Genomic DNA, 14805 nt, shown 5'->3' on the forward strand with positions numbered 1-14805 from the left:
TGACGGGATAGCACGGGGTACACGGATCCGGAGGCCTGGAGGTCGGCGAAGCCGCGGCGAGTCAGGAATCGATGCGGAACGAGTACAGACCGAGAGCGGTGAAGTACGCGTTGCGGCCGCTGATGTGGATCTCCGAGGAAATCCGTGCTTCGTCCTCGCTCCACGGCAAGGCGGACGGATCCCTCAGCGGCACCTCCCAGCGAGGTTTTCCCGTACGGAAGTCGAGAGCCAGGAGCTTGCTCGGATGGGACCTCCCCGCGTAGACGGTGTCCCCGACGACGGCGACTCCCTCGGTACCCGCACCGATCTCGCACCGCCAGCGCTGCTTGCCCGTCCTCGCGTCCAGGGCGTAGAGAAACCGGTCCTGACAGTGAACGTAGACGGCGTTGCCCCGCACGTGGACGTCATTGATGGTGCCCCCGAGCCGGCGCTTCCAGCGCTGCCGGCCCGACGCGGTTTCCAGGGCGTGCACCCAGTGCTCCTCAGTGCCCAGGCAGACCGTACCGCCGTGGACGGCGGGCGAGCCGGTGGTCGTGTCGCCGGTGCCGGAGAATTTCCATCGGGGCCTGCCCGTGGAGCCCTCCACGGCGTGCAGCACGCCATTGTTGGTCATGGCGAAAACGGTGCCTGCCGCGACGGGTGTCCGGCCCGTGGGCATGCCCTCCCCCGTCTGGAAGCGCCAGCGGTGGCGGCCGGTGGCGGGGTCGAAGCCGTACAGGTAGCCGTCTGTGGCGCGGGCGTAAACGAGTTTGTCGCCCGCCGCCACTGAGACCCCTCCGAGACTGGCCAGCTGTACGGACCAGCGGCGGCTGCCGGTGGCGACATCGACCGCATGGAGTTTGCCCTCCGCGCTCGCCGCGAAGACCGTGCCACCGAGGACCGCGGGTTGGTCGGCCATGCGGCTCTCCGCGGTGTAGGACCACCGTTGGCGGCCGGTGGCCGCGTCGACCGCGTACAGGTTGCTGTTCTTGTAACTCCCGAGATAGAGCGTGCCACCCGACATCGTCGCGTTGCCCATCTCGCTCCCCGGTGCGAAGCGCCAGTTCTGCCGCGGGTCCGGCTGCTCCTCCTGGAGGACTCCGGCCAATGTGTAGGCCCCGGCTCCGGTCGCCGACAACGCCGCGAGGCCGAGCAGCAGCTTTCGGCGGGGCAGCCGCCGGCGACCGGAGCCCGTCGGCGGAGAAAAGCCCTGCCTGAACGACGGGTCCGGCCGAGAACCCCGCTGCGACGACGGTTGCGGTCGCGACACCGGCGGCGCGGGCCGTGCTGCGGTACGGGTCCGGGCGCCGTGCAGCGGATCGGCGGCCGGGTCCACCACCGTCGGCTCATACCTGACCTGCTCGACTGCCTCCCTGGTCCGGCGGGCGATCTCCGCGGCGAGCGCGGGCGGCGGCCAAGGCGGCGCACCGCCGGGCAGACCGGCCAGAGCGGTCTCCAGCCCTGCCGGTGTGGGGCGTTCGGCGGGGTCCCGGGCCAGACAGGCGCGCAGCAGATCGGCCACGGGCGGATCGATACCCGTCAGGTCCGGGTCCTCGGACAGGACCCGGACATCGACGGCCGCCGGGTGGCCTGTGCCGTACGGCGACTGCCCCGATGCCGCGAACGCCAGCACCGCGCCGAGCGCGAACACGTCGGAACGGGCGTCGAACCGGCCGTGCTGCAGGTACTCCGGAGCGATGTATCCGGACGTACCGATGACACCGGTCCGGGTCAGCCGGGTGTCCTCGCAGGCGCGGGCGATCCCGAAGTCGATGATCACCGGGCCGTCGCCGCCCATCATCACGTTGGACGGCTTGAGGTCACGGTGCACCAGCCCGGACACATGTATCCGCCGCAGGGCCGCCGCCATGAGAAGACCGAGCCGGCGCACTTCCAGCGGCCCGTACGCACGGACGGCCTCGCCCAGTGAAGGGCCGGGGACGAACTCGGTAGCCAGCCACGGCGGATTCTCGTCCACCCCGTCGGACAGCACCGACGCGATTCCGGGGCCGGAGACCCGTGCCGAGGCCCGCGCCTCGTGGGCGAACCTGCGCCGGAACTGCCGGTCCTCGGCGTACTCGGGGCGGATCACCTTCACGGCCGCGAGACCGTGGGCGCTCCCCGTTCCGCCGACGCCGAGATACACCAAACCCATTCCGCCGCCGCCGAGCCTGCGCAGCACCGTGTACGGACCGATGTGTTGTGGATCCATATGCCCGGTCATCACCGACCCGCCCCCCATGCATCACAGATGACTCTATGTCACACCGCTTCATGCCCACCAGGTTTCCGTGCAACCGGCGACGGGAGACGACCCCTGCCACCGCGGTGCTGTCGGTGTGGGTGGTCAGGTTCGCAGGTAGGTGAGTACGGCGAGGACTCGGCGGTGTCCGTCGGTGGTACTCCCTGGCGACGGCGCGCCCGTCCGCTGAGATGGGGCCGGGCTGGCAGGCTGCGCTTGTGGCCCTCGACATGCCTGGACGCCGGTTGGGCCGAAACCACCCCCGCGCAGACCAGGGAGGCTGCCGTTCTCCAGTGCTGGCGGCCTCGGAACCGGCCCCATCTCGTCGAACTCTAAACGCGGGGTCTGACAAGGACCGCTTGAACCAAGCTCAGGCTGCGTCTTCTCGCTCTCGTTCGATTTCAAGTCCTTGTGTCCATGAACACGCTTGTGTTCGTTGCTCGCTCCTCCGGCCAGACCCGGCCCAGCGCGGCCGGTTGGAGGAAATCCGCGACAACCTCGCCGCCCGCATCGCGGAGGCCGAGCGCGAAGGCTGGCTCGGCGAGGTCGAAGGACTCCGCGTCAGTCTCGCCGGCGCCGAGGACAAGCTCGCCCAAATCAACCGCAGGCCCCGCAACGGCACTGCCGTCGACCTTGGCCTGCCTACCCTCCGAGACCAACAGGGAAAGCGCCATGACCTCCCAATCGACGATAATTCATCGAAAGGGTCAGCCCTCTGAACTACACCGCACCAAGGAATCCCGGATCGACCGGGCCCATCTGCTGGGCGAAGTCAGCGGCGACACCGAGGACTTCACGCATCGGCACGGCGCGTCGACTGGTGGCCGCAAGATCCGCTTGAGCCTCCTGCGACCACAAGAACGGAATCACCGAGATGCCCTGCGAGAAGGACAACGAGGCCGCCTCTTCACGCCAGCCCGGCCAGCGCAGCCCTTCATAGAACTTCTCCAGCCGTCCGGACAGCATCCAGGAGATCCATACCGAGTGACCCATCTCCATCGCTTCCCACTCCAACGTGTCAGGGGCGAAGTAGGTCATCTGTCCTGGGACACCGGGACGACCCGCCACTTCCGGATCGTGGCCGTTCAGCGCGAACACCCCGCCCAACACGTCGTGGCCGACGACCAGGCCCTTCGCCAGATGCCAGGCAGGATCGAAATTGGCGGGGAACGCATTGACCTGGGCAAGGCTTGGCAGACTGCCGTCGTCTTCGCCCGACCCGCCGCCGAACACACGCACCCATCCGTCATCGAGGACCAGGCCGCCGCTGTTCAACGCCACGGCGCCGAGCACCGATCGCGCCGTGACTTGCATCTGCAGCAGGCACCGACGGCTCTCGCCCCGGTCAACGGGCAGCGCCTTTATCGGAACAGTGCTGGCCGCGAACAGCTCCTGCAGCTCGGGCCAGGCCGGGTCGTCCACGTTGATCAGCTCATCAGTTCCACGCACCCGATGATGATCCCAGTGCTGCCCGACGTCTCCGACGCCAGGTCCGAGGGGCAGATTCCCATGGACGGAGGGCGACGCAGGCTCCCGAAGTTCAGAGAAGCATGCATCCGCTGCCCCGTTCTCCAGATCGACCCACGCCGGCGATCCCGACTGATCGAGATCATCCAGAACCTCCGCGATCGTGTCCGCGAGGCCCGTGCCAACGGCTGGCTCGGTGAAGTCGAAGGACTCCAGGTCAGCCTCGACGCCGCCAACGCCAAGCTGCACAGCCTCAAGCGCACCCCCGCCGACGGCCGGCCACAGCTGGTCGACCTCGGCATGCCCCTCTTCACCGACCCTCCAAGTCCCTGACGTATGCGACGGTACGGGCCTTGAGGTTCAGCCCACGGAACTTCAGTTGCGCGTGGCGTTGGGACGCCGCAGAGGCTGGCTGGGGCAGTGAACACCAGCAGTGCCCCACCTGCCCGGAACGCCGCACCGCAGCGTCTTCCTACCGTGTTCCGGCCGCACCCCGTGCTGGGTTTACGCGCTCAAGCTTGGTCCAGCCTCGCTTCGTCAGCAGCGCGATCAGCCGACGGGCCGGCGGCAGGGTGTCGAACACATATGTATCCAGCAGCTCGGCGAACGGCGGCTCGATGCCGGTGTCGTCGACGTAGAACTCGCCCTGCTCGTTGGCCATCTGCGTGATGTAGGCGGCCAGCTTGTCGGCCAGCTCGACCAGCCGTGGGTCGTCGTCGGTACGGTCGAGAGCCTGGCTCAGGGTGAGATAGAAGTCGATGACCCGCGGGTCGGCGATCTGCTCTCGCTTACGTGCCATCCACTCCGGGACTCGCTCGGGTGAACGCGCTGCCAGCGGGATCCAGCCGTCGCGCTCGACCTGGACAATCCGTTCGTCGACCCCGAGCGCCCGCAGCCGGTCAAGGTAATCGACTACCTCCTGGGGCAGTGCCAGGCTGTCCCCGGCGGCGAGGCGGGCGATCCGCTCGCGGTGCCGCTGCCGCTCCCGGATCTCCGCCCGCAGCCGCTTGTCGATATCTGCCACTGCCGCGGCGAACTCCTCCTCGTCGGCCTGCAGCAGCTCCCGCACGCGCGCCAGAGGGACCCCGGCCTCGGCGAGGGTCCGGATCTTGGTCAACTCGAACACGGCGCCGGCGCCGTACCTCCGATAGCCGGAGTGGTCCCGCTCCGGCTCCGGCAGCAGCCCCTTGGCGTGATAGTGCCGCACCGCGCGCACAGTCACTCCGGCATACGACGCCAGCTCGCCGATGGTCAGCATCGCACCAGTCTCCTAGTTCGCAGCTCGGGTCCGGTAGAGACGCCGTGACCAGAGGTAGCCGACCAGTCCGATCACCACGCACCAGCCGATGGCCCAGAGCACGTCCGAACCATCGGGCGAGCCGACCAGCAGACCGCGGTAGGCGTCGATGATCGGAGTGAACGGCTGGTTCTCCGCGAACCACCGCAGCCCGGTCGGCATCGACTCGACCGGCACGAACCCGCTGCCCACGAACGGCAGCATGATGAAGATCATCGGCCAGTTGCTCGCGGCCTCCGGGTTCGGACTGGCCAGCCCCAGCGCCACGGTGAACCAGGTCATCGCGAACGACAACAGCGCGAGCAGAGCGATCAGGTCCAACCACTGCATCGCCGAGGCGTCGGTCTGCAGACCGAGCAGGAACGCGACGCCGAATACCGTTGCGAGTGCCAGTGCAGTCTGGACCATCGCGCCCAGGACGTGGCCGGTCAGCACCGAGACCTTGGCGATGGCCATGGTCCGGAACCGGTCGATGATCCCGCCTGTCATGTCGGTGGCGACCGAGACGGCCGTGCTGATGGACACGCTCGCCACCGCCATCACCAAGATCCCGGGAGTGATGAACGTCAGGTAGTCGCCGCGGTCCCCCGCCGGGGCTCCAGGCAGACCGGCGCCCATCGTGCCGCCGAAGACGTAGACGAACAACAGTAGGAACAGCAGCGGCAGGCCGATCAGCATCAGCGTTTGCGACGGGTACCGGGCCATGTGCTTCAGGTTGCGGCGCAGCATGGTCACTGAATCGCGGACGGCATACGTCGCGGTATTCATGCCGGCACCTCCTCGGGAGACTCGTCGGCGGTGGAGTGGTCGGTGAGAGCCAGGAACACGTCATCCAGGTCCGCGGTGTGCACGGCGAGCCCGGTGACCGCATCGTCGTCGACCTCGGCCAACAGCCGTCGCAGCGTGGTGAGGCTGCCGTCGTGCGGCAGGGTCAGGGTCAGCGCCGCGGCGTTCGGGCTCGCCTCGGGGAACTGGCGTGCCAACTCGGCCAGCCGTTCACGGTCGGCGGCCTGAAGCTCGACGTGACCGCCGGGAACCAGCCGCTTCAGCTCGGCCGCGGTGCCCTCGGCGACCAGTCGGCCGCCGTCGAGCACACCGATCCGGTCGGCAAGCTGGTCGGCTTCCTCCAGGTACTGGGTGGTGAGGAAGACCGTGACCCCGTCGGCCACCAGCTCCCGCACGATCCCCCACAGGTCACGGCGGCTGCGCGGGTCGAGGCCGGTGGTCGGCTCGTCAAGAAAGATCAGCCGCGGCCCTGCCACCAGGGTCATCGTCAGGTCCAGCCGCCGCTTCATACCACCGGAGTACGTCACCGCGCGCCGGTCGGCGGCATCAACCAGGTGGAATCGCTCCAGCAGTTGCTCCACCACGCTCTTCGCATGGCGCCGGTCGAGGTGGCCGAGGTCGGCCATCAGCCGCAGATTCTCCCGCCCGGTCAGTAACTCGTCCACAGCGGAGAACTGCCCGGTCACTCCGATCGACGCACGCACCTGGTCTGCCTCGCGGCGTATGTCGTACCCGGCGACCCGAGCCTCACCGGCGTCTGCAGGCAGCTACGTGGACAGAATCCGGACTGTGGTGGTCTTGCCGGCCCCGTTGGGCCCGAGCAGGGCGTAGACAGTGCCCGCGGGGACGGCCAGGTCGACTCCAGCGACTACCTCATGGTCGCCGTACGACTTGCGTAGCCCGGCAATCTCGATCGCATTGGTTCTCGTTGTCATGCCCACCATGCTGAGAGGTTGCCCCTGCGTCAGGGTCAACTGTTGCGGTTATACGGCCTCGCAGCCCCGAGACGTCGGCCTCTGCCTCACACCGGCCGGTCGGCTGTCGTACGAGCGCGCCAAGTGCTTGGTTACGCGCCGCCAAGAAGAGCGCGGCGCGTCCTCAGCGGACACGCTCGAACGTATCCCGGTATGCGCCGCTTCTGCGGTCGCGGAGGAAACAGGGTGGTGGGTGGCCTCGTTGAGCACCGACCGCAAGGGGCACCCTTCACGTCCGAGCCCAGTTCATTCGAGTGCCCGGCCTCGACCGGCTCGCCGTTGTACCCGGTCAAGCGCCAAGTACCTCGTCCGCGCTGCGGGGCTCCGTGCGCGGCTGCTGGTTGAGCTTGTGGCGCGCGATGGAGGAGTGCCGGTAGACCTCCTTGCGGGCCCGCATGATGTCGCCCAGGGGTGCGTGCTCGGCAGTGACCCGCCATGGGGTGAACGACAGTGAGTCCATCTTCTCCAGGTTCTGCGGGCCGGAGATGTCCTGCTGCGGCAGCCGCAGCTTCGCCACGGTGACGGACGGCGAGAGCAGTTCGGGCCACTCCACGGTGGTGTCCTCCACCGGCATGCGTTCCAGGTCGGTGCAGAGCTGGACCTGGATGTCGAAGGCGTAGGGCCGTTCTTGCAGTTCGGCTTGCAGAGCCGGCCGGAAGACCTCCTGCGCGGAGGTCGGGTCAATGGCTCGCCGGACCACCGCGGCGGAGGAGGACGGGTCGGGGGTGATGCGCACCTTGGCGATGTAGTCGCCGTGCCTGACCGCACCCATCGTCCAGTAGCTCGACAGCAGCAGGTTCGCCGGAGGCGTCTTGGACAGGCGCAGGAAGGCCAGGAACTCGTCCCAGGCCCAGTTGTCCTGATCCAGCGTTCCCCTCCCGGTCACGAACTCGGTGAAGAAGCGATGTGCGCCGGGTCGGCCCTGGGAGAAGTAGGCCGGCGCGTTCAGGAACAGTTCCTGGATGAACAGGTAGTGCTCGACTGTATTGCAGAAGAAGACCGGTCCGTTGATGTTGGCGTAGTCGAATGTGCCCGTGTCCGGTTCGTCTTCCAGCAGGGTCGGGCCGGGGATGTCGAACATCTTCAGTGCCAGTCCGGTGGCGGCGCCCAGTCGTGCGTCGGCTCCGGCGTGGGGCGAGCCGTTGGAGAAGCGGATGAGTGCATCGTGGGTTCCCGGTGTCGCGTAGATGCCTTGGGCGTACTCGGGGGGAAGCCCGTCCAGGATCTCCACTTCCCCTCGGACCAGCCCGTAGCCCTTGGCGTGGGCGTCGCGAAGGGCCCGTCCGGTGCCACCGGCCTTGACTGACTCGGTGATGTAGCTCTCGGTCTTCTCGATCACCGTCTGGACGTTGCGGTCGAAGTGCGGGTCGTCGTTTTCGACGTCCGGCGTGTAGGGGACGAACTGTGCTGCCATGACTTCGACCTCTTCTCAAAGACCGTGGTTGGTCTCGGGGGCAGGAAGTGCCGTCAGTCCTCCAGCTCGGCGAGCCAGCGCAGGGCGCGCAGGCCTGGCAGGAAGCAGTACTCGCCGCCGCGGGTGACGACGAAGCTGGGCAGGTTCTGCAGGCGGCGCCGGATCGGCTTGTCCGGGATGGTGGCGCTGCCCGTTCCGTCGTGGTGCCCGGCAACCGGGTCCTTCTCGCCCGGATAGCCGATGAAGTTGCCGTCGTTGACCCACTCGGCCTTGATGAATTCGAACTGTCGCTCCAGATGGGCTCCGATGAAGACTCCTACCAGGCCCCGTTCGGCGCCGTCGTCCTCCAGTACGCCCTCGGGCAGCGGTGGGCCGTAGGTGGTGCCACGGCGGATGAGGCGGTGCATTCTTGCGTCGCCGATGATGGTGGAGTCGCGGGGGTTGGTGCGCCGGATGTGCGCACCGGCGGGGCACCGGAACCCGCGGTCGTCGTTCTCCCGGTACAGGAAGTTGTTGACACGGTGCGGATCGGCCGCCAGCTCCGGGTCATCGTGTTCCGGGGTCAGCGTCAGCGGCGCTCCGCTGGGCCAGCGTCCGACCATCTTTGCTGCCAGGAGTGCCTCCTCCTGGGCACTGGAGGTGTTCGCGCGCAGGTATCGGCGCCAGGCCGCCACGTTGGTGTGGATCTTGCGTACGGCCGCGTAGGTTCCGTTGCGTCCCAGCGCGTCGGGGCTGGGCATGGGCGGCAGGCTGCCGGTTTCGTCGGGGTAGCCGAGGATGAATTCGCCGGCCTTGATGGGGGCTTCCTGCGGGTTGGAGCCGGGCAGCCCGACTCCGTCGATGTTGGGGTGGCTGATGCCGTCGCGGAATCCGAAGGTGGTACGCCCGGTCGGGAGCTGGTGGACGTCCTGTTGCCAGATCGCCTGGACACCGGGGGTGTCCTGGTAGGCGACGCGGGCGCGTTCCAGCTCCTTGTCCAAGTGGGCTGCATCGGAGGAGAGGGCGCTCAGGGCGATGTGAACGTCGCCCGTTCCGAACGGTGCCTCCCAGTGGGCCGGTGCACTCTCGCCCGTGTCGCCGATCAGCTCCGCCCGGGCGGCCATGCCCTCGCGGAACGCCCGCGGAAAACTGTCCAGCGACTCCTGTGGCACCCCCAGAGCTCTCAGGCCCTGGTAGGTGAACGCCACAGCCACCCAGGCGTTCTGGCTCCCGTCCACGCCGGACAGGCCACCCGAGGTCAACGGGAGCAGCCGCCGCAGCAGGGCGCGCCCGGCGTGGCGGTCGTCGACGCGCAGGAAGATGAACTTTCCCTCGTACGGCACCGGCCGTGGACGCAGTGCTCCGCTCTGGACGTCGTCGATCTCGACGCCCACGCCGGCTGCGCTGCTGCTGTCCGCCGTGTTCATGTTTGCTTTTGCCTCCGCATCATTCTCTGCCTGGACAGCTCCACAGCGGTCGACCAACGTGCATCGACGCGGGGCCAACGGTGTTGGGTCGGCTGTGAGGGTCGGCTGTGTCCGGGTTCTAGGCAGCGGCTTCCTCCATCAGCTTCTGGAAGGCGGGCGTGGCCAGCAACTCGGCGTTCGCCGGGTTGTTCAGCGCTGCCCGGAACTCGGGGGTGTCCAGCACCTCCTGGAACGCCTCGTCCACGCGCTGGTCCTTCCAGATCTGCTGAACGGTCAGGTCGGGGTACGAGCTGACGAAGACTCCCGCAGGCTCCTGCTGGGAGACGAACCAGTCCTTCACCCCGGGATCGGCTACGCCGGGGAAACCTTCGGTGTGCGAGAAGACCTTGTCGAAGCGGGCCCCGACCACCGTCTTGGCGAAGTCGTCGATGTAGGTGTCCCAGGAGCCGTCGAAGACGCTGGCGAACATGAACCGGGTGTCGTTGTCGAAGATCACGTGCCGTGCGTCGTGCAGGGTGCCGATCTGGCGCAGCGCCGCACGGGCTTCGTCGTCAGCCGTCGAGTCGGCGAGCGCGGCGAGATCCTCACGCAGTGCATCGGCGTGGCCCGGCTTTATCCTGGTGAAGACGGTGAACTCGCTGCAGACTCCATCTTTCCTGCCCGGGCGCTCGGGCTGGGCCGACTGGGCTGCACCCGTCGTCGCAGTCATGGGAGATTCTCCTGCCGCAGATCGGTGCGAGGGGCGCCAAGCGCCCGAATACGGGGCGCCATCGCCCTCACCTCTTCATCCTTACCGCATACGCATCGCGTCGCATCCCCGGCCCGGGGCGATGGGGGTACCCGGGGACGGTATGTTGCGGTACTCCGGCACTGCGGTTCAGGCTGATCGGTTCGGCCGCCCTCACTCCGGCCTCCGGCCGGCTACGGTCCATGCCCGATTTGCCGTCCGGGCGCCTCGTCCGCAGTCCGTCACGGTGCAGGGTGAGAGCTTTTCAGGGTGCCGGTCTGCTGTCGAACCCGATGGGCACCACGGCGGAAACGAGCAGGCCAAGGCTTTCGCGCTCCAAGAGGCTCCCGAGGACAGATCCGCAAGGGCGCAGGACCATGGAACGGAGCGACCTGCCGAAATCGTCGTCGTGTTCTGGGCAGCTCCATCCGCTTGGTCGGGGAGGGCAGCGACATGGCCGGCCAGGCACCCGCGGCGCTGCTCCGGATGCCCGGTGAGCGGAATCGAGCGGCGAAAGCTCAGCGGTCCGGGAGATCGGGCCGAGCAGCGGACGATACCGACCGCTGAGGATCACTCTCCGGAGAGGTGGCGAACCAGTTCCGGTGCCATTTCGACACGCCCCGGACACATCCATGCCAGTCCTGTGGCTGCGCAAGCAGACGGTCGGGTCATGAATTCCCGCCTGACCTTGCTCAACTCGGTCACCACCCGGACCCCCACCTGGAGGAAATCATGGGCACGGTTCTCGGTGACGTACTGGGCTTCGCGGCCGGCGTCGCGATCAGCCCGCTCCCGATCATCGCGATCATCCTTGTCCTCGCCACTCCTCGGGGACGTCTGAACGGACTGCTGTTCACCGTCGGCTGGATCCTGGGACTGTCGGCACTGGGCGCGGTGATGCTGCTGATCGCCTCCCCCGCCGGCGCCTCCGCCCACAATCACCCGGCCACCTGGGTAGGAGCCCTCAAGCTTGCTCTGGGCTTGCTCCTCGTCCTTTTCGGCGCCCGGCAGTGGCACCGGCGCCCCAGGGATCCCTCGCAGGCCCAGCTGCCGAAGTGGATGGGCGCGATCGATCGCCTCACACCGGTCAAAGTCTTCGGACTCGGAACGGCCCTGGCCGCACTCAACGCCAAGAACGCCCCGCTGACCATCGCTGCGGGCGCCACGATTGGCTCAGCAGGACTGCCGGTCGGGCAGCAGATCGCATCGCTGGCCATCTTCGTCCTGATCGCCACCCTTGGCCTGCTGGCCCCCTTGGGGGTCTTCCTGCTCGGAGGGGAGCGAGCAAAAACGACGCTCGGCAGCTGGAAGGACTGGGCAGCCCAGCACAATGTGGCCGTCATGGCGGCCCTGTTCTTCGTCCTCGGGCTGAAGCTGCTCGGAGACGGCATTTCCATCCTCGCCTCCTGAACGTCATACCCACACGTGGCAAGGCAGTCCGATCACAGACGTACGACAGAGACCATGGAAGACGGTCCGCAAGCGGCATTTGCTCTGGTCAGCCGATGGCACCCCATCCGGCACGTCATCCCGGAGAAGAACGATCACAAGGCTGCTCGCCTGTGCCGGGCTTCACGCGGTGGACGGTCTGCGGGCTTCGACAAGGGCCGGTACGAAGATCGCAACACGGTGGAACGGGCCATCGGCAAGCTCAAGCAGTTCAGAGCCGTCGCCACCCGATGGGCGAGCGAGGGTATGTCTGCCTCGGCACCGTCACTTCTGCCGCTGCGCTCCTCATCTGACTGCGGTCGTGACCGAAGAACAGACCCTAGTTCTCGCCGCCGGCCGCGGGTGGTTCCTCGGCGGGGAACAGGATCGGGCTGATCAAGTAGCGGGTGCGCTCCGGTGAGGGCTCATTGGTGATACGGCGCACCAGGGCGTCGCGCATCTCGTCGATCAGCGCGGTGAGTTCGTCCCGGCTGAGCCACATCGCGTGCTGGCGGTAGCCCACCAGGTCGACGGCAGGAGCGGCGCCGGGCCGGTCGAGGTAGGTGTTGAACTCGGCCAGCAGGGTCGCCATCGCCACGGCGAACGCCCGCCGGTGGTCCTCAAGCGAAACCGAAGCAGCGGCGTCGGCGTCGATCACAGCCCGCTCACGCCGCAGTCGGTAGCGGCGCTCGACGGCGCCGCGCACCCGCTGCTCGCCTTCGACCTCCAGCAGGCCGCCGTCGGCCAGCAGGCCCACATGCCGGTACACGGTGGCCTTCGACACGTCGGGCAGCAGCGCGCACAACTGCGAGGTGGTCAGTGTCCGGCCGCCGGACATGGCATGCACGACGCGCAGTCGTACGGGGTGCAGAAGCAGGTCGACCGCGTCCATGGGCACATGGTCTCATAGCTGATACCGTTCTCACGTTTGAGAATAAAGCCTTGGGCGCAGGCCCGCCGCACCCGCTTGCACAGGAGCACCCCATGACACCCACACCACCTCCCCTTGGACGCCTGCATGACATCGGCGGCAATCGGCACCTGATGCTGCACCGCTCGGGCGCGGGCGGCCCTACCGCGGTATTCCTGGCGGGGGTGGGACTGATGAGCCTGGACTACCTGAACATCCACAATCACGTCGCCGAGTTGACCACGAGCGTCCTCTACGACCGCGGGGGCAACGGCTGGAGCTACCCTGCTGAGCTGCCCCGCACAGCAGCGGAAGTCACCGACGAACTTCGCGAACTGCTCCACACCACCGGCCTTCCCGGCCCCCACCTGCTGATCGGCCACTCCCTGGGCGGGGCCTACGCGCGCCACTACGCCAGACGTTTCCCCGACGAGGTGGCCGGCCTGCTCCTGCTCGACCCCTTCCACGAGGACTTGGCCAACTGCGCTCCCCGGCAGGTGCGGGAGCAGCTCGACGAGATGCTGGGTCAGATGGATAGCCAGGAGACGGCCGAGCCCACGCCGGAACAGCTGGAGCAGTCCCACGCCCAGATGATCCAGCACTTCGCCGCCTGGCCAGAGCCGGTGCGCGAGCCCTTGGCCGCGCGCCACCTCGCCACCTGGCGGGTCGCCTCGCGCGAGAACCAAAACCTCTACGACAAGGTCGCCCGTGAGTTCCGGCAGACCGCGGCCACCCCCGACGTGCCGCTCATCGTGCTCACGGCCATGGGGCACGACGCCACCCAGGCCCACTTGTGGCCCGCTGAGCTGCTGCGGGAGATCAACGAGAGCAAGCGCTCCCTGCACGCCGAGCTGGCCGCCGAGTCTTTGCAAGGAGAGCAGCGGGTTCTCGACGACGCGGGGCACGGGTGGCTGCACGAGGAGCGGGCGGACGCGGTGATCCAGGCAGTCAACGACCTCATCGCAAGAGCGCGTCGATGACAGCACCACCCACCTGCCGCACACCCTGTATCCGACTCCGCTCCCCCACCCACGGCCGCGCCGCTCAGGCCTCACCGACACCACCGCGAGAACGGGCTCCAGGCACGCGGACACCCGGACCAGCCCACCTTCGTCCCCCCAGGCGGGTGGAGTGCCCACCGCGCGGGCCGGAACGGCATCCCATCGCCATCGCCGATCAGGACGTGCCTTGAGCGCCGGTTCGGCCTTGCTGATGCACCGTGCCCGCGCCGGACAGGCCACCGCCCAGGAGCAGCATCTCCTCCCCCGCAACGCACCCGCCCGCACTCCCCCGGCCCCGCACTCCGGACCCCGGGAGCAGAAGGAAGAACTCAGCACGGCAGCCACGGGGCCAGGAGAAGACAGCCTCGACGACCTCGATCAAGACCAGGACGCGCAGGGCACCGCCGAGGACGAGAACGGATCCCTGAACGGTCCAGCGGTACCCGTGGCCGAGCACGGGCTCGACGACGCCCGGGCGGAGGCCCTCAAGTGGTGAGGGGCCACCGTCCCGGTGCAGGCGGCCCCGTGGCAGAAGTGGGCAAGCATGAAGCACACGGTGCGGGCGTAACAGCCGTCGACTTTCCGGGCGGCGCAGCGTGGCCGGTGACCACCTGGCAGGGCTGTCCGCGCCCCAGCGTCGACTCGATGGGCTGGGCCCTCCGCCATGACGAGGAGTCGGCCGCCGCTTTCCGCTGGCCGCGGACCGGGACCCGTCGGTCTTCGCCGCCCCGGACGCCTTCGACATCTCCCGGGACCCCAATGCGCATCTGTTCTTCGGCCACGGCCCCCGGCTCTGCATCGGCGCGAAGCTCGCCCGCGTGGCACTCGCGGCGACCTTCCGGGCGCTGTTCACGCGATTCCCCTCGCTCAGGGGTCCTTCGGCCGCGAGTTTGCGACGCCACTTGCCCGCCGTCTCGGCCTGGACGTCAACAAGCCGCCCGACAGCGGCATTCGACATACCTTCCGCACACGTCAGAATGCTCCGGGCCCGCATGGCCGCCCTCCGGTCCCGCGTACCCGCCCGACGCGCCGACTCGGCACGCACATCCTCAGACAGCGTGATCGACACAGCAGAAGGCCCAGGATGCGACTCCAGAAAGGGTTACAACTCACCCTCTTGATTTGCCGCGCACCACACCAACGTGAATGTTCTCGGTCGGCGGGTCCGGTGTTC

At 68.1% G+C, this 14805-nt stretch carries 14 protein-coding genes and 1 pseudogene; 5 read left to right on the plus strand and 10 right to left on the minus strand.

The annotated features are described in order from the left end of the window. Positions 1-61: 61 nt before the first annotated feature. From OG842_RS01285 to OG842_RS01295, 3 genes are all read right to left on the minus strand, one after another. A complete protein-coding gene (locus OG842_RS01285; RefSeq protein WP_266726685.1) occupies positions 62-2191 on the minus strand; it encodes a serine/threonine-protein kinase in 2130 nt (709 codons plus the stop codon). 431 nt (positions 2192-2622) lie between these two features. Then, on the minus strand, positions 2623-2895 hold the full coding sequence (locus OG842_RS01290; protein WP_266726687.1) for a hypothetical protein: 273 nt from the start codon (positions 2893-2895) through the stop codon (positions 2623-2625). Positions 2896-2941: 46 nt separating this feature from the next. Then, positions 2942-3670, minus strand: a complete 729-nt coding sequence (locus OG842_RS01295) for a DUF2625 domain-containing protein (protein WP_266726689.1) — start codon at positions 3668-3670, stop codon at positions 2942-2944. Positions 3671-3673: 3 nt separating this feature from the next. On the opposite strand from OG842_RS01295, the gene OG842_RS01300 reads away from it, so the two are divergent. Beyond that, entirely contained in the window at positions 3674-4021 is a 348-nt protein-coding gene (locus tag OG842_RS01300) for a hypothetical protein (RefSeq protein WP_266726691.1), read from the plus strand. A 139-nt stretch (positions 4022-4160) separates the two neighbouring features. Here OG842_RS01300 and OG842_RS01305 read toward each other — a convergent pair whose 3' ends face one another. From OG842_RS01305 to OG842_RS01330, 6 genes and pseudogenes are all read right to left on the minus strand, one after another. Further along, positions 4161-4946, minus strand: coding sequence for a MerR family transcriptional regulator (locus tag OG842_RS01305; RefSeq protein ID WP_266726693.1), 786 nt, complete (start codon positions 4944-4946; stop codon positions 4161-4163). A 12-nt stretch (positions 4947-4958) separates the two neighbouring features. Continuing rightward, positions 4959-5753 carry an ABC transporter permease gene (locus tag OG842_RS01310; protein WP_266726694.1) on the minus strand — a complete coding sequence of 265 codons (795 nt, stop codon included), beginning with the start codon at positions 5751-5753 and terminating at the stop codon, positions 4959-4961. Further along, a pseudogene (locus tag OG842_RS01315) lies at positions 5750-6706 on the minus strand (ATP-binding cassette domain-containing protein). The gene OG842_RS01310 and the pseudogene OG842_RS01315 overlap by 4 nt, the downstream one beginning before the upstream one ends. A gap of 328 nt (positions 6707-7034) precedes the next feature. Continuing rightward, entirely contained in the window at positions 7035-8159 is a 1125-nt protein-coding gene (locus OG842_RS01320; protein WP_266726695.1) for a catalase family protein, read from the minus strand. Positions 8160-8212: 53 nt separating this feature from the next. Further along, on the minus strand, positions 8213-9565 hold the full coding sequence (locus OG842_RS01325) for a Dyp-type peroxidase (RefSeq protein WP_266726696.1): 1353 nt from the start codon (positions 9563-9565) through the stop codon (positions 8213-8215). Between the two features lie 118 nt (positions 9566-9683). Further along, complete coding sequence (locus OG842_RS01330; RefSeq protein ID WP_266726697.1) at positions 9684-10274, minus strand: hypothetical protein; 591 nt, start codon at positions 10272-10274, stop codon at positions 9684-9686. Between the two features lie 750 nt (positions 10275-11024). Between OG842_RS01330 and OG842_RS01335 the strand changes: the two genes are divergently transcribed. After that, a complete protein-coding gene (locus OG842_RS01335; protein WP_266726698.1) occupies positions 11025-11702 on the plus strand; it encodes a GAP family protein in 678 nt (225 codons plus the stop codon). Between the two features lie 358 nt (positions 11703-12060). On the opposite strand, the gene OG842_RS01340 is transcribed toward OG842_RS01335, so the two are convergent. Then, positions 12061-12612, minus strand: a complete 552-nt coding sequence (locus tag OG842_RS01340) for a helix-turn-helix domain-containing protein (RefSeq protein ID WP_266726699.1) — start codon at positions 12610-12612, stop codon at positions 12061-12063. Positions 12613-12704: 92 nt separating this feature from the next. Here OG842_RS01340 and OG842_RS01345 point away from each other — a divergent pair, with 92 nt between their 5' ends. The 3 genes from OG842_RS01345 (at position 12705) to OG842_RS01355 (ending at position 14752) form a co-directional block, all read left to right on the plus strand. After that, complete coding sequence (locus OG842_RS01345) at positions 12705-13610, plus strand: alpha/beta fold hydrolase (RefSeq protein ID WP_266726700.1); 906 nt, start codon at positions 12705-12707, stop codon at positions 13608-13610. 208 nt (positions 13611-13818) lie between these two features. Further along, positions 13819-14127, plus strand: a complete 309-nt coding sequence (locus OG842_RS01350) for a hypothetical protein (RefSeq protein ID WP_266726701.1) — start codon at positions 13819-13821, stop codon at positions 14125-14127. A gap of 196 nt (positions 14128-14323) precedes the next feature. After that, positions 14324-14752, plus strand: coding sequence for a cytochrome P450 (locus tag OG842_RS01355; RefSeq protein WP_323185793.1), 429 nt, complete (start codon positions 14324-14326; stop codon positions 14750-14752). Positions 14753-14805: the final 53 nt, after the last annotated feature.

It is taken from the genome of Streptomyces sp. NBC_00376, from assembly GCF_036077095.1.
GTDB lineage: Bacteria > Actinomycetota > Actinomycetes > Streptomycetales > Streptomycetaceae > Streptomyces.